This window comes from Frigoribacterium sp. PhB160, from assembly GCF_003751785.1.
Classification (GTDB): Bacteria; Actinomycetota; Actinomycetes; order Actinomycetales; family Microbacteriaceae; genus Frigoribacterium.
The window spans coordinates 97,475-118,646 of record NZ_RKIE01000001.1 but is presented as its reverse complement, the minus strand read 5'-3'; the positions used below and the strand labels follow the sequence as shown (position 1 = coordinate 118,646).

The 21,172-nt window shown below is 74.9% G+C and carries 16 protein-coding genes; 6 read left to right on the top strand and 10 right to left on the bottom strand.

Translation table 11 applies throughout. The features are described from left to right. Positions 1-16: 16 nt before the first annotated feature. Positions 17-658 (top strand): hypothetical protein, encoded by a 642-nt coding sequence (locus tag EDF38_RS00495; protein ID WP_123353464.1) that lies wholly within the window; start codon positions 17-19, stop codon positions 656-658. Positions 659-884: 226 nt separating this feature from the next. On the opposite strand, the gene recQ is transcribed toward EDF38_RS00495, so the two are convergent. From recQ to EDF38_RS00475, 4 genes are all read right to left on the bottom strand, one after another. Further along, positions 885-3,020, bottom strand: coding sequence for a DNA helicase RecQ (gene recQ, locus EDF38_RS00490; protein WP_123353463.1), 2,136 nt, complete (start codon positions 3,018-3,020; stop codon positions 885-887). Between the two features lie 31 nt (positions 3,021-3,051). Next, on the bottom strand, positions 3,052-3,996 hold the full coding sequence (locus EDF38_RS00485; RefSeq protein ID WP_123353462.1) for a type II CAAX endopeptidase family protein: 945 nt from the start codon (positions 3,994-3,996) through the stop codon (positions 3,052-3,054). A gap of 126 nt (positions 3,997-4,122) precedes the next feature. Then, positions 4,123-6,441, bottom strand: coding sequence for a bifunctional UDP-sugar hydrolase/5'-nucleotidase (locus EDF38_RS00480; RefSeq protein ID WP_123353461.1), 2,319 nt, complete (start codon positions 6,439-6,441; stop codon positions 4,123-4,125). Positions 6,442-6,637: 196 nt separating this feature from the next. Then, the gene (locus EDF38_RS00475; protein WP_123353460.1) at positions 6,638-7,069 is read right to left on the bottom strand and encodes a GNAT family acetyltransferase; all 432 of its coding nucleotides are present in this window, start codon (positions 7,067-7,069) and stop codon (positions 6,638-6,640) included. A 167-nt stretch (positions 7,070-7,236) separates the two neighbouring features. On the opposite strand from EDF38_RS00475, the gene EDF38_RS00470 reads away from it, so the two are divergent. The 3 genes from EDF38_RS00470 to EDF38_RS00460 all read left to right on the top strand — a co-directional run bounded on the left by EDF38_RS00470 (position 7,237) and on the right by EDF38_RS00460 (position 9,493). Beyond that, positions 7,237-8,136 (top strand): shikimate dehydrogenase, encoded by a 900-nt coding sequence (locus tag EDF38_RS00470; protein ID WP_123353459.1) that lies wholly within the window; start codon positions 7,237-7,239, stop codon positions 8,134-8,136. After that, entirely contained in the window at positions 8,129-8,944 is an 816-nt protein-coding gene (gene aroD / locus EDF38_RS00465) for a type I 3-dehydroquinate dehydratase (protein WP_123353458.1), read from the top strand. The genes EDF38_RS00470 and aroD overlap by 8 nt, the downstream gene beginning before the upstream one ends. Before the next feature lie 288 nt (positions 8,945-9,232). Beyond that, positions 9,233-9,493, top strand: coding sequence for a DUF6458 family protein (locus EDF38_RS00460; RefSeq protein ID WP_123353457.1), 261 nt, complete (start codon positions 9,233-9,235; stop codon positions 9,491-9,493). Between the two features lie 151 nt (positions 9,494-9,644). On the opposite strand, the gene EDF38_RS00455 is transcribed toward EDF38_RS00460, so the two are convergent. Together EDF38_RS00455 and EDF38_RS00450 are read right to left on the bottom strand one after the other, a co-directional pair. After that, a complete protein-coding gene (locus EDF38_RS00455) occupies positions 9,645-12,893 on the bottom strand; it encodes an AAA family ATPase (RefSeq protein ID WP_123353456.1) in 3,249 nt (1,082 codons plus the stop codon). Then, the gene (locus tag EDF38_RS00450) at positions 12,890-14,125 is read right to left on the bottom strand and encodes an exonuclease subunit SbcD (protein WP_123353455.1); all 1,236 of its coding nucleotides are present in this window, start codon (positions 14,123-14,125) and stop codon (positions 12,890-12,892) included. Before EDF38_RS00450 ends, EDF38_RS00455 begins: the two co-directional genes overlap by 4 nt. Positions 14,126-14,306: 181 nt before the next feature. Here EDF38_RS00450 and EDF38_RS00445 point away from each other — a divergent pair, with 181 nt between their 5' ends. Next, on the top strand, positions 14,307-15,470 hold the full coding sequence (locus EDF38_RS00445; protein ID WP_199734538.1) for a M20/M25/M40 family metallo-hydrolase: 1,164 nt from the start codon (positions 14,307-14,309) through the stop codon (positions 15,468-15,470). A 124-nt stretch (positions 15,471-15,594) separates the two neighbouring features. On the opposite strand, the gene EDF38_RS00440 is transcribed toward EDF38_RS00445, so the two are convergent. The 3 genes from EDF38_RS00440 to EDF38_RS00430 all read right to left on the bottom strand — a co-directional run bounded on the left by EDF38_RS00440 (position 15,595) and on the right by EDF38_RS00430 (position 19,140). After that, complete coding sequence (locus tag EDF38_RS00440) at positions 15,595-16,617, bottom strand: acetamidase/formamidase family protein (protein ID WP_233572089.1); 1,023 nt, start codon at positions 16,615-16,617, stop codon at positions 15,595-15,597. After that, the gene (locus tag EDF38_RS00435; RefSeq protein ID WP_123353454.1) at positions 16,614-18,068 is read right to left on the bottom strand and encodes an APC family permease; all 1,455 of its coding nucleotides are present in this window, start codon (positions 18,066-18,068) and stop codon (positions 16,614-16,616) included. The genes EDF38_RS00440 and EDF38_RS00435 overlap by 4 nt, the downstream gene beginning before the upstream one ends. A 130-nt stretch (positions 18,069-18,198) precedes the next feature. Continuing rightward, positions 18,199-19,140 (bottom strand): proline iminopeptidase-family hydrolase, encoded by a 942-nt coding sequence (locus EDF38_RS00430; protein ID WP_233572087.1) that lies wholly within the window; start codon positions 19,138-19,140, stop codon positions 18,199-18,201. A gap of 93 nt (positions 19,141-19,233) precedes the next feature. Here EDF38_RS00430 and EDF38_RS00425 point away from each other — a divergent pair, with 93 nt between their 5' ends. Beyond that, positions 19,234-20,025 carry a FadR/GntR family transcriptional regulator gene (locus EDF38_RS00425; protein WP_123353452.1) on the top strand — a complete coding sequence of 264 codons (792 nt, stop codon included), beginning with the start codon at positions 19,234-19,236 and terminating at the stop codon, positions 20,023-20,025. Between the two features lie 46 nt (positions 20,026-20,071). Here the strand turns inward: EDF38_RS00425 and EDF38_RS00420 are convergent, their stop codons facing one another. Continuing rightward, the gene (locus EDF38_RS00420; protein WP_123354917.1) at positions 20,072-21,094 is read right to left on the bottom strand and encodes an LLM class flavin-dependent oxidoreductase; all 1,023 of its coding nucleotides are present in this window, start codon (positions 21,092-21,094) and stop codon (positions 20,072-20,074) included. Between the last annotated feature and the right edge of the window lie 78 nt (positions 21,095-21,172).

Here is a 21,172-nt window from a genome sequence, read left to right as displayed (position 1 = left end):
CTCGTATGCTCGCGGCATGGGGAACGAACGAGGGACGACGACGCAGCCGGGGACGCTGCCGTCCGGGGGCGCCGCGGCGTCGACGGCCGACGCAGCTGCACCGGTCGGTGCGGCCACGCCCTTCGTCGAGCGGGCCCCGATGTCCGTCACCGGTGCCCGGGGGACGGCGCGGGCCGCCCGTGCCCCGCGTCGACGACGCCTGCGTGACGTCGCGGTCGAGGACGACCGCCGCGATGCCGTCCTCCCCTTCGCGCCCAGCCGGGCCCGCCGGGCCGGCTACGTCGCGGGACCGGCCGTCTATGCCTGGTTCGCCGTGATCGAGATCGTCGGGGCCGTCACCGTCGCGGCGTTCGAGGAGCCCTGGGCCACGGTCTCGTCCCTGCTGTACGTGATCGCCGCCGTGATCTCGGTGGCCGTGGCCGTCACGATGATCGTCGCCCAGGTGCAGGGCAGCCGCGGCCGGACCGCCTCGAAGGCGGCGGTGCGGGCGGTCTACCTCGTCGGTCCGGTCGCGGGCGCCTTCGTGCTGGCCGCCGCCTACGTCTCGCGCCTCAACGGCGGGCCCTTCATCGGCGGCTTCGAGGCGATGTTCGGCACGACGCTCGCGCTGATGCTGCTCTGGCGTCGCGTGAGCCAGGTCGGCCCCGGCCCGCGGTAGCGGCGCGCTCCCGTTCTCGGCGAGGGCGGGTGTCCGTGCGCGAGGGCGGGTCGCCGACGACCCGCCCTCGACCGCGAACACCCGCCCTCGCGGAAGACGCACGGACGGCCGGGCGCACGGGCGCACGGGCGCACGGACGGGCGGACGCACGCACGCACGGCGCGCGCCTGCGCGCACACGCGAACGCCCCGCCTCGCGTGGAGGGGGGCGGGGCGGGCGCGGCGCGTCAGCGCCAGTCGTCGGGGGGCTCGGCCTCGTCGTAGGGGTCGTAGGGCGGCTCGTCGTCGAGGGGGAACGGGTCGGGCTCGGCAGCCGGCGCCGCGGAACGACCTCGACCGGTGGCCGGGGCGGTCGAGCGCGCGGGTCGAGCGGACGGGGGCGCGGCGGGGGCGTCGCCGCCGTCGCCGCCGCCGACGAAGCGCGGGCCCGCGGTCGTGCCGGCCTCGGCGCGCTCGGCCGCCGACGCGGCGGCCTCCTCGGGCGACGTCCCGGCGACGACGTCGAGCACCTGCTGCCCGTACGTGTCGAGCTTCTTCTGGCCGACTCCGCTGATGCCGGCGAGCTCGCCCATCGAGGACGGCTTCGCCGCCGCCACCCCGCGCAGGGTGACGTCGCCGAAGACCACGTACGCCGGCACGCCCTGGGCCTTCGCGACGCCGGCACGCCAGGCGCGCAAGGTCTCGAACAGGGGCACGTCGGCCGCGTCGAGGTCGGCCGACCCCGAGCCCGAGCGGGAGCCCCGCGACCCTGAGCCGGAGCCCGACCGGGACCCGCGAGCACGCGGCGCCTTCTCCGGCTCGCGTCGCAGCCGGACGGGCTTGGCGCCGGAGAGCACCTCGGCCGCCGCGTCGGTGATGAGCAGCGTGCCGTAGCCGTCGGGCGACACCGTGAGCACGCGCTGCGCCAGCAGCTGCCGGACCACGCCGCGCCACTCGGTGTCGCTCAGCTCGGTGCCGATGCCGAAGGTCGAGAGCTGCTCGTGGCGATTCTGGGTGACTCGGGGGGTGACCTTGCCGAGGAGGATGTCGATGATCTGGCCCGCGCCGAACTGCTGGTCGCGCTCGCGCTTGAGGCGGACGATCGTCGACAGCAGCTTCTGGGCGGGCACCGTGCCGTCGAGCGACTGAGGCGGGTTCAGGCAGGTGTCGCAGTTGTGGCAGGGCGTGCTGGCCTGGCCGAAGTAGCCGAGCAGCTGCACGCGGCGGCACTCGACCGTCTCGCAGAGCGCGAGCATGGCGTCGAGGTGGGCGCTCAGCTTGCGGCGGTGCTCGGCGTCGCCCTCGGACTGGTCGATCATGCGGCGCTGCTGCATCACGTCTTGCAGGCCGTAGGCGAGCCACGCGGTCGACGGCAGGCCGTCGCGCCCTGCTCGGCCGGTCTCTTGGTAGTAGCCCTCGACCGACTTCGGCAGGTCGAGGTGGGCGACGAAGCGCACGTCGGGCTTGTCGATGCCCATGCCGAAGGCGATGGTGGCGACCATCACGATGCCGTCCTCGCGGAGGAAGCGCGACTGGTTGCGCGCCCGCGTGCCCGCGTCGAGGCCCGCGTGGTACGGCAGCGCCGCGATGCCCTGCTTCACGAGGAACTCGGCCGTGCCCTCGACCGACTTGCGCGACAGGCAGTAGACGATGCCCGCGTCGCCGTCGTGCTCGGCCCGGATGAAGCGCAGCAGCTGCTGCTGCGGGCCGTCCTTCGCCTCGATGCGGTACTGGATGTTCGGCCGGTCGAAGTCGGCGACGAAGTGCGCGGCGTCGTCGAGCTCGAGCCGGCGGGAGATCTCGCGGTGGGTCGTCTCGGTCGCGGTCGCGGTGAGGGCGAGGCGCGGCACGTCGGGCCAGCGCTCGTGCAGCACCGACAGCTCGAGGTAGTCGGGTCGGAAGTCGTGGCCCCACTGCGCCACGCAGTGGGCCTCGTCGATCGCGAAGAGCGAGACGCGTCCGCGGTCGAGCAGGTTCTTCGTCGAGTCGAGCTTGAGGCGCTCGGGCGCGAGGTAGAGCATGTCGAGCTCGCCGGCGACGAAGGCCTGCTCGACCGCACGCCGCTGGTCGGGGTCTTGCGTCGAGTTGAGGAACGACGCCCTGACGCCGACCGCCTCGAGGGCGTCGACCTGGTCTTGCATCAGCGCGATGAGCGGCGAGACGACGACCCCGGTGCCGGGCCGCACGATCGCGGGCACCTGGTAGCAGAGCGACTTGCCGCCGCCGGTCGGCATGAGCACGAGGGCGTCGCCGCCGCCGACCACCTGGTCGATGATGGCCGCCTGGTCGCCGCGGAAGGCGTCGTAGCCGAAGACGCGGTGCAGCACCTCGAGGGGCGTGCTGCCGGGCGAGGGGGCGGCGGGGGCGGGGGGAGCTGTCGTCACCAGGCGAGTCTAGGAGGCGGTACCGACGCTCTCAGGCGGCCCGCGCCTCCTGGGGGGGAGGGCGTCCGACGCCGAGGGCTGGGGAGGAGCGGAGCTCCCCCGACCTGTCGAACGCGCGCACCGCGAGCCAGGCCCAGACGGGGGTGCAGACCACCGTGACCGCGAGGCCGATCGGGCTGCCGTCGCTCGAGCCGGTGCCGGCGAACGGCGCCAGCAACAGGAAGAGCACCGTGTTGTTCAGCACGTGGCCGACGATCGCGGCCTCGAGCCCGCCGGTGCGCCAGGTCAGCCACGCGGCCGTGACGCCGAAGACGGCGACGTCGACGATGCCCCACGGGTTGTAGGCGTGCGACAGCGCGAAGGCCACGGTCGGCACGATGACGGCCACGGCCGGCCACGCGATCCACGAGCCCAGGGCCTGGGTCGCGAAGCCGCGGAAGACGTATTCCTCGGCGCTCGCCTGCAGCGGCACCAGCAGCAGGATCACCACGACCGACCACGCCAGCGCGGTCGGTGGCGTCGTGACCGGCCCCGTCCCGAGCGGGTCGCCGACGACGAGCGGCACGACGAGGTAGCTGAGGCCGACGGTCAGGCCCATGAAGACGGCGGCGGGCCCGAGCGAGCGCAGCATCCACCGCCAGCGCAGTCGGCCGACGACGCTCGAGAGCTGACCGGACGAGCCGAGCCCGGTCAGCCGGACGGCGATCAGCACCGCCGGCAGCATCGTGGCGATCGAGCCGAGCGTGGCCAGCAGCACGAGCGGCTGCGACGAGTCGAGCGGGTCGTCGACGATGCCCGCGCCGAGGGCCGCCGCCGCGGGCTGCCCGCCGACCGAGCGCACGACGGCGTAGAGCGCCAGCACGACCGCGTTCGAGAAGACGAGGTAGAGGAACGCCCCGAGCAGCAGCGCGAGCACCGGCTTGTACCAGCGGTACCTCGGCAGCTCGCGGAACAGGCGGTGGTAGGCGACGGTCACCCGACGAGGCTAGCGCCGCCGTCCGACGACCAGCCGTGCCCGCACGCCGACGGCCCGGCCGCACCTCGTGAGGTGCGACCGGGCCGTCCGGGTCCGTGCGGGTGGTGCGGGCCGAGCCCTGCGTGGTCAGTCCGCGGTGGTGCCCGACGCGTCCGCGGCGAGGCGGCGACGACAGAGGCGCGTGACGGTCAGCGCACCGGCGCCGGCCACCAGCAGGGCGAGCGCCAGGGCGAGGCCCGAGAAGGCCGCGTCCGAGCCGGTGTAGGCGAGGTCGCCGCCGGCGGGTGTCGTCCCGGGGCCCGAGCCGCCGCCCGCGCCGGGGGCGGCGGGGTCGGTCGGCGTGACGGGCTGCGTCGGGTCGACGGGCTGCGTCGGGTCGACCGGCAGCGTCGGGTCGACCGGCAGCGTCGGGTCGACCGGGTCGACCGCCGCGGCCAGCTCGAGCGTGGCCTCGTCCGGGATCTGCACGGCGACCGTCACGACGGTGTCGGTGCCGGGCACCGAGACCTGCAGCTCGCGCACGGCCGCGGTGCCGACGTCGCCCTGGGCGCCGTCGACGACGTCGAGCTTCAGCTGGGCACGTCCCTGCTCGTCGCTCTGGTCGACGATGGTCGCGTCGATCGGCACCTGGCCGAGCGAGCGTCCCTCGTAGGCCACGTCGAGCGCGGCGGGGGCCTCCTGGTCGCTGAAGGTCAGCGACGAAAGGTCGACCGTGATCGTGTCGCCGAGCGCGTAGCCGGTGGCGGGCACCACGTCGGGCGACGAGACGCCGACGGCGCGCTGGGCGAGGTCGGGCGACACGACGGGGTTCGACGCGAAGTAGTCGACGGCGCTCTGCAGGTCGATCTTGCCGCTGTCGGCCTGCGACGAGGCGCCGGCGAGGGCGGTGAAGTTGTCGCCGCCCGAGGCGAGGAACGAGTTGACGGTCACCTTGTAGGTGGCGGCCTCGTCGAGCACGACGCCGTCGAGGGTGACGACGCCGACGCGCTCGCCCTGCGCGGCGGCGGGGTCGTACGTGTACGACAGCCCCTTCGAGACGCCGAGCTTGAGGAACGGCCGCGACGAGCCCGCGGGCTGCCACTGCTGCTCGAGCGTCGCGCGGATCTGCGCGCCGGTCAGGTCGGAGACGACCAGGGTGTTCGCGAAGGGCTGCACGGCCGCGGCCTCCTGGTAGGTGACCACGCCGTCGGCGTCGCCGGGAGCACCGCTGGAGGCGTAGGCCAGGTCGGCGCGGAGGCCGCCGGGGTTCATGAGGGCGAGCTGCGCCTCCTGGTCCTGGGTGGCCGCGAGCTGCGCGTCGGCGACCAGGTTGCCGAGGGTGGACTCGCCGCCCCGGTTCTCGGAGCCGTCGCTCTGGCGGGCGCGGTTCAGGTCGCCCGTGACGGTGCCGACCGGCTCGCGGCCGGCGACGGCGGCGAACGCCTCGGCGTCGGCGACGATCCCGGCGACGGTCGGGTCGGGGTCGGCCGACTCGTAGAGGGGGACGAGCTCGCTCGTGACGGTGTTCTCGCCGGTCACGTCGTCGTGCGCGACGACGAGGTGGCTGAGGTTCGCGCCGTAGCTGCCGGTCTGGACGATCGGGCGGGGCTTCGTGCCGCCGGTCGGGACGATGTCGGTGAAGTCGTACGTGGCGTGCGTGTGCGCCGAGAGGATGGCGTCGACCGAGGGCGAGACGTTGAGCGCGATGTCGGCGAAGTCGGAGTCGCCCGTCGCGTCGGCCTCGTCGGCGGAGGCGTTGCCCTCGTGCACGAGCAGCACGATGACGTCGGCCTCGGCGTTGCCCGCCTCGTCGACGCCGTCGGTGAGCTCGGCGGCCGCGTCGTTGACCGAGTCGACGATGTCGCGGAACTCGAGGCCCTCGATGCCGGCCGGGCTGACCAGCTCGGGCATGAGCTCGGTGATCGCGCCGATGAAGCCGACCTGCACGCCGTCGACGTCCTGGACGGAGTAGGGGTCGTACGCGCGCTCGCCGGTCGCCGTCTCGTAGATGTTCGCGTTGACGTAGGGGAACTCGCTGTTCGCGGTGACCCGACCGTTGAAGTCGTCCTGGCCCTTGTCGAACTCGTGGTTGCCGGGGGTGCTCACGTCGAGGCCCATGGCGTTCAGCGCGTCGAGCGTCGGCTCGTCGTCCTGGATGAACGAGGTGAAGGTCGAGGCGCCGATGTTGTCGCCCGACGACACGAAGAGCGTGTTCGGGTTGGCGGCGCGGTACTCGTTCACCTTGCCGGCCATGACGGCCGCGCCGGCCGTCGGGGAGGACTCCTGCGCGAGGCGACCGTGGAAGTCGTTGATGCCGAGGATGTCGATGGTGGTCGTGTCCGCCTGCGCCGGGACGGCGGCGACGAGGCCGGCTCCCAGCGTGGCGACGGCGACGAGGGAGAGGGCCGCACGACGTCGTCGCGCCCCCGTCCCGGTCGTGGTGGTGGAGGGGCGGCTCTCGCGCATGCTGTGGGGTTCTCCTGGTGGGCCGGCTGGTGCGGGGGCGATGTCGGCGGTGTACCCCGCACGGGGGCCCGACCACACGACCCTAAGCAAGCGCTGTGAACTCTGACAAGCCCCTCGTGCCGTTCGTCACGTGTTGTTAACGCGACGGTCGTCGCCGAGTCGACGAGGCGGCGACCAGCCCCCGGCCAGCAGCCGTTCAGTCGGCGATCAGCCGCTTCCCGAGCACGACGGCGTCCGCCGGCTCGTACCCGAGGCGCCGCCACGCGGCCAGGGCGGGCTCGTTGCCGGTCCGCACCATGAGCTGCAGCTTCGGGCAGCCGGCCTCGGTGAGCAGGCGCTCGACCTCGGCCACGAGGCTCCGCGCGCGGCCCGCACCGCGGAGCGACGGCGACACCGCGACGTAGTGGAGCCAGCCACGGTGGCCCTCGTGACCGGCCATGGCCGTGGCGACCAGCGCCTCCTCGCGTCCGTCGCCCGGCTCGACGCCGACCAGGAAGAGCTCGGGCTGCACGAGCAGCTTGCGGGCGATGTCGGCGCGGGGGTCGTTCCAGGGTCGGGTGAGGCCGCACTCCTCCCAGAGGGCGACGACGGCCTCGGTGTCGGCGGGCTCGAACGGACGGATCTCCATCGCCCGATCGTGCCAGACCGGCGGGGGCCGGGACGAGCACCCCCGAGGAGGCGCGGTGCCGTCGAGCCCCGGAGCCGCCGGTAATAGGGTGGGTCGTCCCCCGCCGCGCCGCCCCGGTCGAGCCGTGCGGCCCTCCCCGACCCGACCTGAGACACCGAGGTGCCCGAGTGACCGCAGCTCCCCGCCGACTGGCCGTGCTCGGCTCCCCGATCGGGCACTCGCTGTCGCCGACGCTGCACGCCGCGGCCTACGACGTGCTCGGCCTCGACTGGGAGTACGGCCGGGCCGAGGTCGCCTCGGGCGGGCTGACCGCCTTCGTCGACGGGCTCGACGCGTCGTGGCTCGGGCTCAGCCTCACCATGCCGCTGAAGCGCGAGGTGCTGCCGCTGCTCGACACCGTCTCGCCGCTCGCCGCCGACCTCGGCGTCGCGAACACGGTGGTGCGCGGCGACGACGGCGCTCTGCACGGGCACAACACCGACGTCGACGGCATCGTCCGCTCGGTCGAGCGACGGCACGACGCCCGGCCCGCCGCCGCCACGATCCTCGGCGGGGGCGCCACGGCGGCCTCGGCGATGCTCGCGGCGCACCGTCTCGGGGCACGGTCGTTCTCGGTGCATCTCCGCACCCCGGGCAAGGCGGGCGAGCTCACGTCGCTCGCGGCGTCGCTCGGCGCCGACGTCTCGGTCGCGCCGCTCACCGAGCTCGCCGTGCTCGGGCCCCTCGACTTCGTCGTCAGCACCCTGCCCGGCGGCGCGGCCGACGACCTGCACCTGGCGCCGCGCAGCGCCTCCTCCGTGCTGTTCGACGTCGCCTACGACCCGTGGCCGACGCGCCTCGCGAGCCGCTGGGCCGAGCAGGGCGGGATCGTGCTGAGCGGGCTCGACATGCTCGTCGAGCAGGCGATCGGGCAGGTGCGGCTGTTCGTGGCGGGCGACGCGCGCTCGGCCGGCGCGGTGCGGCCCGACACGGCGCTGCCCGACGAGGACGCGGTGCGGGACGCGATGCGACGCTCGGTCGGGCTGCCTGCGCAGCCGAGCCGCGCCTCCTCGTCGGTGGGTGGCTGACGTGCGGCCCGTGCCCCGGCCCGTGACCCTGCGGTCGATCACGCTCGGCGACGGGACGCCCGCGATCTGCGTGCCGCTCGTCGCCGCGACCGCCGACGCCCTCGCGGGCCGCGCGGCCGAGCTGGCCGACGCGGCCGGGCCGTGGCGTGACGCCGTCGACGTCGTCGAGCTCCGGCTCGACCACCTCACGGCCGTCGACGACCTCGACCGCGTCGCCGAGGCCGTCGGCGTCGTGCGCGCGGCGCTGCCGGACGAGGTGCCGGTGATCGCGACGTTCCGCACGAAGCAGGAGGGCGGGGCGCGCGACATCACGCCCGACGCCTACGGCCGCCTGCTCGAGCGGCTCATCGGGCTCGACGCCGCGACCCGGCCCGACGTCGTCGACGTCGAGATGTACACGCAGCCCGACGTGCTGGAGCGGGTCGTCGACGCCGCCCATGCGGCCGGGATCGTCGTGCTCCTGTCGTCGCACGACTTCACGGCGACGCCCGATCGGGCCGAGATCGTCTCGCGCCTCGTCGAGCAGCAGGAGCACGGCGCCGACGTGGTCAAGCTCGCGGCGATGCCCCGGGAGCCGGCCGATGTGCTCACGCTGCTCGCCGCGACCGAGGAGTTCCGCCGCGGACCGGGGCTCGTGCCGGCCGTCACCATGTCGATGGGCGCGCTCGGCGCGGTGTCGCGGCTGGCCGGCGACACGGTCGGGTCGGCGATGACGTTCGGCGCCGCGGGCGAGGCGAGCGCGCCGGGCCAGGTCGACGCTCGATCGCTGCGGGCGGCGCTGCGGGCTCTCGGCGGCACGCTCGGCTGAGGCGAGGGTCCCCGGCGGTGCCGCCTGTTCTCCACCACCGGGAATCGAACGACGGTCGTCGCTCTGAAAGGAGTCACAGGGGCGGCACCGGCCGGGGTGTGACGAGGTTACCTCAGGTCGCGCGCGTCGTCAGCCCCCTTGACTTCGCGGCACGCGGTGACGGGCACGAGCTGCCGACCGCAGCGACCCTCGACCCCCAGACCGGGTGGGTCACGTAACCGGGGAGGCGCGGGGTCGGTACGGTGAGGCACCCGACGAGACCCGTCGTCGGCTACCCAAGGAGACCACATGAGCATCGGCGGCGGCATCGCCTTGATCGTGATCGGCGCGATCCTCGCGTTCGCTCTCGACTTCCAGGTCGCAGGGATCGACATCCAGCTGATCGGCTACATCCTCATCGGTGCGGGCGTCGTCGTGACGCTGCTCGGCATCGTCTTCCTCACGCGTCGTCGTCAGGTCACCTCGACCTCCCGCACGGCCGTCGACCCCACGAGCGGCGAGCAGGTCACGCGCCGCTCGACCACGGACGGCGGCGGCCCGGTCGTCTGACCCGCGCCACCCGCACGACCCCCGGCGGGCCGTGCGTCCCCTCGGCACCGGCCGGGACGGGACGCACGGCCCGCCGCCTGCGTGTCGGGGCTCGGGGTCACGGGCCGAGGGCTCGGGCTCGGGGTCACGGGCCGAGGGCTCGGGGTCGGCGTCACGGGCCGACCGTCGACCGGAGCGTCGACGACCCGTCGGGCAGCCGGCGCACCTCGAGGCGGTCGGCGATGCGCTGCTTGAGCTCGTCGACGTGGCTCACGATGCCGATGACCCGGCCTGAGTCGGACAGCCGCCCGAGCTCGGTCATGACGGCGTCGAGCGTCTCGGGGTCGAGCGAGCCGAACCCCTCGTCGACGAAGAGGGTGCCGAGCTCGAGCCCGCCGGCCTCGGCCTGCACGACGTCGGCGAGGCCGAGCGCGAGGCTGAGCGAGGCGTAGAACGTCTCGCCGCCCGAGAAGCTCGCGGGGTCGCGGGTGCTGTCGGTCGTCCGGTCGCGGATCGCCAGGGCGAGCCCCGTCTTGCGCGAGCGCGACCCCTGCTCGCGCTCGTCGGACGACTCGAGCGCGTACCGGCCGCTCGACATGACGGCGAGCCGCACGTTCGCGGCGGCCACCACGTCGGCGAAGCGGCGCAGCAGCACGTAGGTGCCGAGCGTGACGCCGGTCGGGTTCACCGACGAGGAGGCGCTGGCCAGGTCGGCCATCCGCACCACCGCCCGCGCCTCCTCGGCCACCTCGGCCCCGGCGGCCTCCGCTCGCCGCAGCGCCGCGAGGGCCTCGCCCGACCGCGTGGCCCGGTCGCGGGCCCGGGCCGCGTCGTCGGTGCGCTCCGCCAGCTGCGCCTCGGCCTCGTCGAGGCGGGCGCGGGCGGCGGCGACGTCGACGGGCTCGTCGCCGGTCAGGGCCGCGACGGTCGGCTCGAGCAGCCCGGAGGTGACGACGGCGGCCTCGACGTCGTGGGCGGAGACGCGGGCCCGGAGCGCGGAGCGCTCGCCCGGCTCGAGCGCGGCGGCCGCGGCCGCCCCGGCGTCGGGGAAGCCCGACCTCTCGAGGGCGTCGGCGAGCTCGCGGCGCCGCTCGTCGCGGCGGTCGCGCGCCGCGTCGTGGGCACGCGTCGCCTCGACCAGGACGTCGAGGGCGTCGGCGCGCCGGGTGACGGCCGCGACCCGGTCGGCGACGGAGGCCGAGGCGGCGCCGGCCTCGAGCGCCCCGGCGACGACGGTCGCGTCGTCGTCGAGCTGACGGCGGTCGCCGTCGAGTCGTTCCCGCCGCGTCGCCCGTTCGAGTCGCTCGGCGTCGAGCCGGCCGCGGACGGCCTCGGTCTCGGCGTCGAAGTCGCGGAGCGTCGCGACGGCCGCGGCCTCCGCCGCGACGGCCGCGCGGGCGGCCTCGAGGTCGCTCGTCGCCCGCTCGACGGCGGCCTGTGCGGTCTCGCGGTCGACGTCGCCGAGCCCGAGGAGCGCGTCGTCTCGACGGGTCGTCGCCGTCCGCCAGGCCGCGGAGGCGTCGGCCTGGGCTCCCTGCGCCGACCGCGTCGCACCGGCGGCCTCCTCGACGTCGTCGTCGGACGGGTGGTCGTCGGTGAGCGAGGCGGGAGCGGGGTGGTCGACCGAGCCGCAGACCGGACACGGCTCGTCGTCGACGAGGGCCGCGGCGAGCTGACCGGCCATGCCCGCGATCTGGCGTCGGCGGAGGGCGGACTCGGTCTCGACGGCGGCGAGGGCCCGCTCGGTCGCCGTGACGAGCAGGTCGGCGAGGCGGTCGGCCTCGCTCCGGTGCCCGTCGAGGAGGTCGACCGCGGCCAGGGTGCGGCGGGCGTCCGTGAGGGCGGCCTCCGCCACGGGGACGGCGGAGGCCGCGGCGGCGACCGCCGCGCGGGCCGCGTCGAGCTCGGCACGGCGCCCGGGACGCTGCACGAGGTCGGCCGTCGTCTCGGCGAGCCGGTCGTCGAGGCGCACGAGGTCGGCCTCGGCCACCTCGAGGGCGCGGCGCCGCCGGGGCAGCTCCCGCTCGAGCGCGGCGACGGTGCCGAGCCCGACGAGGTCGGCCCGGAGCGCGTCTCGTCGCGCGACGAGCAGCCCCAGGGCGGTGGAGAGGGACGCGTGCGCCGCGTCGGCGTCGGTGTCGGTGTCGGCGTCGGTGTCGGTGTCGGTGGCGGCGTCCCTGAGGTCGGCTACGGCTGCGGCTGGTCCTGCGCCGTCGGTCGCGCCGTGCTCCTCCGCGGTCGCCCGTGCGTCGGCCAGGCGCTCCCCGGCGCGCTCGAGGGCCGCCTCGGACTCTCGGGCCCCGCGGGCGGAGCCGACCACGCCGTCGGCGCGACCGGCCGCGTCGAGGCGGAGCCGCGCCTCCTCGACGTCGGGCTCGGCCTCGGCCAGCCGCCGCGCACGCTCGAGCAGCTCGGAGCGACGATCGAGGGCCGCGCGCCGTCGCACCTGCTCGTCGTGGTGGGTCGCGGCCTCGTCGCGGGCCGCGCGGGCGGTGTCGCGGCGGGCGGCCTCGACGTCGGCGTGGTGCATCAGTCGGCCGAGGACGGCGTCGAGGGCCTCACCGTCGATCGTGGCGGCGCCGCCGAGTCCGACGGCCTGCTCGAAGGCCTCGCCGACGGTCGGCCGAGCCGGCTCGGCGACGAGCGCCTGCTCGCCGACGTCGACGGCGACGTCGTCGGAGGCCAGCCCGTCGGCGGCGGACCCGTCGACGGCCGGCCCGTCGGCGCTCGCTTCGTCGCCGCCGACCCCGACGGCCTCGCGCAGCCGGGCGACCCCGAGCTCGACGGCGCGGTCGGCCGCGGAGACCGCCGCGTGCGCCGCCCGCCGCCCCTCGACGAGCTGCGCGGTGGTCTGCTCGTAGATCTCGGTGCCGAAGAGCGACTGCAGCATGAGTCGGCGCTGCTCGCCGGTGGAGCGGAGGAAGGCCGCGAACTCGCCCTGCGGGAGCACCACGGTCTGCACGAACTGCTGCCGTGTCAGGCCGAGGATGCGGGCGATCTCGCCCCCGACCTCTTGCGTGCTGGTCGACACCGGCTCGCCCCCGACGGCGTCGGGCGACGTCAGGCGGCTCAGCGAGGCCGTCGCGTTGGCGGTCGTCGTGCCCGTGCCGCGCGACTTGGGGCGCTGCCACTTCGGCGTCCGCCGGACGCGGTGCACGCCCGCCGCCGTCTCGAAGACGAGCTCGACGAACGGCTCGACCCCGGGCGGCGCGTGGTGGCTGCGCAGGCGGTCGATGCTCGCGCCCTCGCCCGCGAGCCCGCCGTAGAGCGCGAAGACGATCGCGTCGATGACGGTCGACTTGCCGGCGCCGGTCGGGCCCTCGAGCAGGAAGATGCCCGAGGCCCCGAGCGCCGCGAAGTCGACGGTGTGCTCGCCGGCGTACGGACCGACCGCGCAGAGGGTGAGGCGATGCAGGATCACGCGCTGGCCTCGCTCGCCCGGGCCTGCTCGTACGCGTGGCGCAGCGCGGCGAGCTCGGGCTCGCTGGCCGGCCCGCCCGAGGCGAACGCGACGAAGTCGGCGGCGACCTCGACCGGGTCGGTCTCGGCCGTGACGACCCGCAGCCGGGGCTGGTCGACGGCGCCGACCGGGGTGTGCAACACGACGAGCGCGTGGGGGAAGCGCTCCGTGACCCGGGCGTACAGGCGGTCGGGATGCACCGGGTCGGTCACGCTGACGCGCAGCCAGGCGTCGGCGAGGTGGTCGTGACGCCCGTCGAGCAGGTGCCCGAGCGTGTCGGTCACCTCGGCCAGGCGCCGCGGCACGGGCGTCGGCACCAGCTCGACCTCGACCGACCCGTCGGCCGCGAGGTCGACGAGCGCCGTCGACTTCACGTGCCCGACCTCGCCGAACGAGAAGGCCAGCGGCGACCCCGAGTAGCGCAGCACCGGGCGCACGTCGCGGGCCGGGCCGACGCGCTGGGCGCCGTGCAGGTGGCCGAGGGCGACGTAGTCGACGCCGGCGAACACCCCGCTCGGCACCGAGTCGACGCCGCCGACGCGGATGTCGCGCTCGCTGTCGCTGACGGCCCCGCCCGAGACGAAGGCGTGGGCGACGACGACCGAGCGCGTGCCGGGCCTCGCCGCCAGGTCGCCCCGCACGCGCCGGAGCGCGGCCGAGACGACGGCCTCGTGCGACCGCGCGAGCGGCTCGGGGACCGGCGGCGGGGCGTCGGGGCCGACCCGCGCCTCCTCCGCGGAGGGGTCGGTGGGCCCCGCGGCAGCCGAGGGCTCGGCCAGCGTGTGCCGCGCGGTGTCGGGGTCGAGGTAGGGCAGCCCGTAGAAGGCGACCGGTCCGTGCTCGTCGTGCACGACGACGGGCTCGGCGAGGCGCTCGACCGAGGCGAGCACGTGCAGCCCCGGTCGCATCAGCTCGGCCGCGAAGCCGAGCCGCACCGCCGAGTCGTGGTTGCCCGGCGTGACGACGACGACCGCGTGCTCGCTCAGCCGCCGCAGCGCCTGGCCGAGGAGGCGCACGCTCGGCACCGAGGGGACGGCCCGGTCGTACACGTCGCCCGCCACCACGACCACGTCGGCCGATCGCTCGACGACGAGCTCGACGAGGTGGTCGACGAACGCGGACTGGTGCTCGAGCAGGTCGACGCCGTGCAGGGTGCGCCCCAGGTGCCAGTCGCTGGTGTGCAGGATGCGCACGGGGCCCCTCTCGTCACGGCTCGGTGGTCGTCGTCACTGTATCGACGCCCCCCCCCCCGACATCGCCGCGCCCTCCCCGGGGCCCGAGCCCGCCCCGTCGCGCCCGCCCGCCGCGCCCGCGCCCGTCGCGTGGAGGGTGCACGATGGTCGGGACCGCAGAACGCCCACCGACGGAGCCCCCGTGACCCTCTCCCCCACCGACCGCGCCGCGATGCGGACCGCCGTCGAGGCCCGACGCGACGCCATGGTCGACGACCTCGTGACGTACGCCTCGCTCGAGACGCCGTCCGACGACGTCGACCTGCTCGAGGTCGGGCTGGCGTGGATCGAGGCGTTCCTGGGGCGCACCGCGGGCCCCGCCGCCGACCGTCGCGTGCGGGTCGTCGAGGGCTACGGCGACACCGTGGCGCTCGACTTCCCCTCGCCGACGGGCTCGGCCGAGTGGGTCACCGCGCTCTGCCACTACGACACCGTCTGGGCCGAGGGCACGCTCGCCGAGTGGCCGGTCACGATCGAGGGCGACCGCATGACGGGCCCCGGCGTCTTCGACATGAAGTCGGGGCTGGTGCAGCTGGGGCACGCCCTCGCCGTCTCGGACGCGCTGGGCCTGCCGCGGCCCGGCGTCCGTCTGCTGCTCAACGGCGACGAGGAGGTCGGCAGCATCGCGTCCCGCCCCTCCATCGAGGAGGAGGTCGGCCGTGGAGGCGCGGTGCTCGTCTTCGAGTCCGCCGCCGAGGGCGCCGTCAAGACCGCCCGCAAGGGCGTCGGCATCTTCGAGGTGCAGGCCTTCGGGGTCGAGGTGCACGCCGGCCTCTACCCGCGGGCCGGCGCGAGCGCCGTCGACGAGATGGCGCGGCTCGTGCTGCAGCTGCACGGCGAGGCCGACATCGACGCCGGCACCTCGATCAACGTCGGGATCGTGCAGGGCGGCACGCGCACCAACGTGCGGGCGGGGCACGCCCGCGCGATGGTGGACGTCCGCGTGACGACGGCCGACGAGGCCGCCCGCGTCGAGCGGCTCTTCGCCTCGCTCACCGCGCACGACCCGCTCGCCCGGGTCGAGGTCACGGGCGGCTGGAACCGTCCCGTCATGGAACGCTCCCCCCAGACCGGCGCCCTCTACGAGCGCGCGGCACGGGTCGCCTCCGACCTCGGGTTCGAGCTGCGCGAGGTGTCGGTCGGCGGCGCGAGCGACGGCAACTTCGCCGCGGCGCTCGGCGCGGCCGTGCTCGACGGCGTCGGCGGGGTCGGCGGCGGGGCCCACGCCCGCCACGAGTGGATCAGCCTCGACGGCATGGTCGAGCGGACCGAGTTCGTGACCGCGCTGTTCGCCGAGCTGGCGTAGGGACGCACCCCGCGCCTCCGGCCTGGACCGGCGGCACCGGCACGTCTCTCCGCCGGCACCGGGGCGTCTCTCCGCCGGCACCGGGGCGCCCGAGCACCCCGCGCCTCCGCCGCAGGAGGCGCGGCTACAGCACCGACTTCGGCACGCGGTGCAGCGTCACGGCCCCCACCGCCGCGAACGGGTGCAGCGGGTCGGGCGCGACCGACCCCGTCGGCCCGCCCAGCCGCGAGTGCCCGACCGCGCTGAGCACGGCGTAGGCGTCGCCCCGCGTCCAGCCGTGGTCGTCGACGAGGAACGAGAACGCGTCCTCGTACCCGCGCCGGACGCTCTCCTGCACGGGGTCGCCGAGGCCGACGAAGATCCAGTCGTCGGCGGTCTCGATGCGCGGCGCCCGCAGGCCCGCGCCCTTCACCAGGTCGATCGACACGACCGCGGTGCCCTGCGCCTCGATCGCCACGAACGACGACTCGCCCTCGGCCATGATCGCGTGCACGTCGCCGATCGACAGGTACGCGCCCTCGACAATGACGGGCAGGTAGACGGTCGAGCCGATGGCGTTCTCGGTGACGTCCATGTTGCCGCCCTGGGGGTAGGCGGGCATGATCGTCGAGTTCTCGCCCTCCGCGGGAGCGGTGCCCATGCAGCCGATCATCGGACGCGGTGCGAAGACGTGCCGGTCGGTCACGTGCACGCCCTCGGCGTCGATCGGCACGCGTCGGGTGAACATCTCGTCGCCCATCACGTGCTGCAGGGCCCCCGAGCCGGGCAGGCTCACCGACCAGCCGTGGTCGACCAGCCGGATGTCGTGCACCGTCACGGCGAGCGCGTCGCCGGGCATCGCGCCCTCGACGAAGACCGGTCCGGTGACGGGGTTGATCGGCACCGACAGCGCCGCGAGGTCGTGGTGGTCGTGCAGCTCGGCGTAGACCGCGTCGCTCGTCTCGAAGCCGATCGTCTCGCCGGTGCCGGGCGTGATGCGCAGCACGGGCTCGACCGCGGCGCTGAAGCCCGGCCGGCCCAGCTCGTTGCCGAGGAGGTGGTCGACGCCCTCGAGACCCGCACCCGCGCCCGCACCCGACGAGGAGGCGCGGGCCGCCCCGCCACCGGAGCCTGCGGCACCCGGGGCGCCCGCCTCGACCCCGCTCACGCGTCGTGCCGTTCGCTGTCGGCCGCGGGGGCGGCGGGGGCGGCGGTGACCGCCTCGCCGTCGGCGGCCTGTCCGAGGGTGGGGGCCGCGCCTCCCCGGCTGCGGTAGTAGAGGAAGACGCCGGCCCCGACGACGAGCCAGACCAGGCCGCCGATCTTCGCCTCGGGGGCCGCGTTCACCAGCACGTAGCCGATGATGAGGAACCCGATCACCGGCACCACGATGTGCAGCAGCCAGTTGCGCGACTTCTTCTTGACGACGTAGTGCACGACGACCGACACGTGCAGCAGCATGAAGCCGAACAGCGCCCCGAAGTTGACGAGGGACGAGATCACGTCGATCTGGCCGACGAAGAAGAGCACGAGCACCGCCGAGAGCGCGGACACGACGAGGATCGCGGCCTGCGGCACCTGGCGCGCGTTGATCGTCGAGAGGAATCTCGGCAGCTGCCCGTCACGGCTCATCGAGAACAGCAGGCGCGACGTCGCGGCCTGGGCGGCCATGGCGTTGGCGATGCCGACGGCGAGCACGTTGACGACGAAGAACGCCGTCGCCCAGCCGCTGTTCGACGCCTCGCGGACCAGCTCGAAGAACGCGTTGCCCGCCTCGCCCTCGGGGAACGAGTCGCGGCCCGCGGCGAGCGCGCTGGCGAGCCAGGTCTGCAGCACGAAGCAGAAGGCGACGATGAAGAGGGCGATGATCATGGCCTTGCCCGCTCCGCCGCGCTTGCCGGTGCTCTCCTCCGCGAGGGTCGAGATGCCGTCGAAGCCCAGGAAGCTCAGCACGGCGATCGACAGCGCCGAGGCGATCAGGGGCGCGGTGACCTTGCTGGAGTCCCAGACCGGGTCGGTGGTGAACTCGGCGCCGGGGATCGTGCCGCCGTTGAGGGCCGTGACCGCGATGATGACGAAGATCACGATGAAGACGACCTCGATCACGAGGAAGACCCGGTTCATCAGCTTGATCGAGCTGATGCCGAGCAGGTTCACCGCGGTGTTGATCGCGACGAAGATGAGCGCCCACATCCAGCGGGCGGTGCCCGGGAAGATGCCGATCATCGACTCGGCCGCGAAGACGTAGAGCAGCGTCGGCACGAGCAGGTAGTCGAGCAGGATCGCCCAGCCCGCGAAGAACCCGGCGATCGGGTGGATTCCGCGCCCGACGTAGGAGAAGACCGAGCCCGCCAGCGGGATCGACTTCGCCATCTGCGCGTAGGCGAGCGCCGTGAAGATCATCGCGACGAGGCCCACGAGGTAGACCAGCGGCACCATGCCCGAGGAGGCGTTGTAGACGGTGCCGAAGATCGCCCACGGCGCGATCGGCACCATGAAGATGAGGCCGTAGATGAGCAGGTCGCCGGTCGAGACCGACCGCTTCAGCTGTTGCGTGTAGCCGTACTGCTCGAGCTGCTGCTGGTTGCTCAGCTCGGGTGACGCGGTCTTCTCGGACATGGTGTCTCTTCTCGGGTCGAGGCGGGGGAACGACGAGGAGGTGCGGTGGGGGTGCCGCAGGAGAGGTGCGGTGGGGCGGTCGTGCGGGAGGCGCGGGTCGCGTCGGTTCAGGGAGCGCGACCCGCGCCGGTCAGGGGGCCAGGTCGGCGGGGGTCGAGTCGGTGGGGGTCGTGGCGTCGTGCGCCGCGAAGAACTCGCCGACGACGCGGCGGAACTCCTCCGGCTGCTCGAGGTGGCTGCAGTGGCTGGCGCCGGCGAAGACGTGGCTGCGCACGTCGGCGATGCCGTCGACGAAGGGCTGCCACGTGGCGGGCGTCGCCTCGTCGTGCTCGCCGGCGACGACGAGCGTCGGGGCGCTCACGCGCGGCAGGCGGTCGACGACGGTCCAGTCGCGCATCGTGCCGATGACGTGGAACTCGTTCGGCCCGTTCATCGTGTGGTAGACGGTGGGCTCGGCCTCCATCTGCTCCTCGCTGTCGACGAAGTCCTGGGGCATGGGCACGACGCGGCAGACGTGGCGCTCGTAGAAGACCTGGGTGGCGGCGAGGTACTCGGGGTCGGTGGTGGTGCCGGCGTCCTCGTGACGCTGCAGCGCCTCCTGCGTCTCGGTCGGCAGCAGCGCGCGCAGCTCGGCGGCGCCCTCGACCCAGAGCTGCATGGAGGCCGGCGAGTTGCAGATCGCGAGGCTCGCGAGGCCGGCGGGCTGCCGCACGGCGATCTCGGCGCCGAGCATGCCGCCCCACGACTGGCCCAGCACGTGGAACCGCTCGAGGCCGAGGTGCGCCACGAGCGCCTCGAACTCGGCGACGAAGAGCGGGGCGCCCCAGGTCTCGACGGGGGCGTCGGGCCGGTGGCTGCTGCGGCCGCAGCCGAACTGGTCGTAGTGGACGACGGTGCGGCCGGTCTCGTCGGCGAGGGCCGTGAGGTTGCGGAGGTAGTCGTGGGCCATGCCGGGGCCGCCGTGCAGCACGACGAGGGGCAGCGCGCCGTCGCGCGGCTCGTCGGGCGTGGTCACCTGGAACCACGTCTGGCCGTCGCGGAACGGGAGGGAGGACTCGGTGCTCGTGGACATGCGAGAGAGCATGCACCCGCAAAGGTCTCGTGCCAAGACCTTTCTGCGTGACTTAACGTGGGTGTAACACGACGAGGGGCTGGGGAGGGACGGATGACGACGAGCGAGGCCGCCGCCGGTCCCGTCGAGGCGACGGGCGCCTCCCCCGCTTCGGGAGCCCTGCACGCCCCGCTCGAGACCACGACCCGCGCCGACGACATCACCGACCGGCTCGTCACGGCCATCGCCACCGGCGAGTACCTGCCCGGTCAGCGGCTGCCCGCCGAGCGCGAGCTCGCGGCGTCGCTGCGCGTCGGGCGCATGACGGTGCGGCAGGCGCTGGCCCGCCTCGTCGAGCACGGCCTGATCGAGACCCAGCGGGGGCGCGGCGGCGGCTCGTTCGTCCTCGCGCCCGACGGCGGCACGGCGACGGCCGTCGCGCGGCGCACGCTCGCGGCGCGCTGGAGCGACCTCCGCGACACGAGCGAGGCGATCGGCCGGCTGCACGGCACCGTCGCCGAGGCCGCCGCCGAGAACCGCACCGACGCCGACGTCGTCGTGCTGCGCGAGCGCCTCGAGGCCTACCGCGCCGCCGACTCGGGCCTCGCGTCGCAGAAGGCCGACGAGCTGCTGCACGTGGCGATCGCCGCGGCGGCGCACAACGCGACCCTGCGCGACGTCCTCCTCGAGCTGGAGGCGCGGGTCAGCATCGCCGCGCCCGCCCACGTCTGGGGAGGACCCGACGGCATGCGCGAGATGGAGCTGCGTGCGCTCGCCGAGCACGAGGCGATCGTCGCCGCGATCGACGACGGGCGTGCGGCCGAGGCGGCCCGCCTCGCCCGCGCCCACGTCGGCATCGACCTCGAGCTGCTCGAGCGCGTGGTGCACGGCGGCGGGGAGGGCTGACGGGAGCGGCGCCGGTTGCCGCGGGGGTGGCCGCGGCGGGGGCGGGTCAGGCCGGCGTGGGCGACCAGCCGAGCTCGGGGCCGAGGTGCTCGGCGAGGTCGGTGAGGATCTGCGCGTAGTCGTCGGGCTCGAGGGCGAAGGGCAGCGCGAAGGCCACCTCGTCGACGGCCTGGTAGGCGGGGTCGGCGTGCAGGGCGTCGGCGATCTCCGCCGAGGTGCCGACGAGGTCGGCCGCGAAGAGCAGCTGCCCGGGGCCCTGCGGCACGCCCACCCGGCCGGCGCGCGACTCGGCGTACGCGGCGTAGCGGGCACGCTGCTCGGGCGTGGCCGAGTCGGTCGGCACGACGACGAGCCCCTGCGAGACCCGGGCGGAGGAGCCGTCCGCGTGCGCGTCGCGGTACGCGTCGATCTGGGCGCGCTGGTTCGCCGCGAAGTCGGTGCCGTGCTCGGCCTTCGTGACGCTCGACGCCAGCAGGTGGAACCCGTTCTCGCCCGCCCAGACGGCCGACCGGGTGCTCCCGACGCCGCACCAGAGGCGGTCGACCAGGCCGGGGCTGTGCGGCTGCACGACGTCGCTGAACTGCTCGATGCCCCGCGTGCCCGGCGACGCGCTGACGACGTCGCCGCGCACGAGGTCGCGGAGGCGGAGGAGGCGGTCGTAGCCGAGGTCCTCGTGCTCGAGCGTGTCGGGGTAGATCGCGTCGCGGTAGAGGTCGAAGTTCATCGGCGTGCCCGCGGAGAAGCCGGGGTTCAGGCGACCGCCGAGGAGCACGTCGACCGTGCCGAGGTCCTCCGCGAGCCGGAACGGGTTCTCGGCCCCGATCGGCGTCACCGCGGTGCCGAGCTCGATGCGGCTCGTGCGCTGCGACGCCGCGGCCATGATCGCGACGGGAGACGAGATGCCGGGCTGCAGGTGGCGGTGGCGCAGCCACGCGCTGTCGAGGCCGAGCTCCTCGCCGCGCTCGATGACGCGGAGGGTGTCCTCGTGCCCGCCGGCCGGCGAGGCGGGGTCGAACGACCCGATCGTGAGGAAGCCGAGGCGCTGCAGGGGGGAACCGTGGACGGGCATGCCCCCGAGTCTCGCAGGCGGCGGCCCGCCGTGGCCCGGGCCGAGCCGGGCGGAGGCGCCGTTCGCCGATAGGGTCGG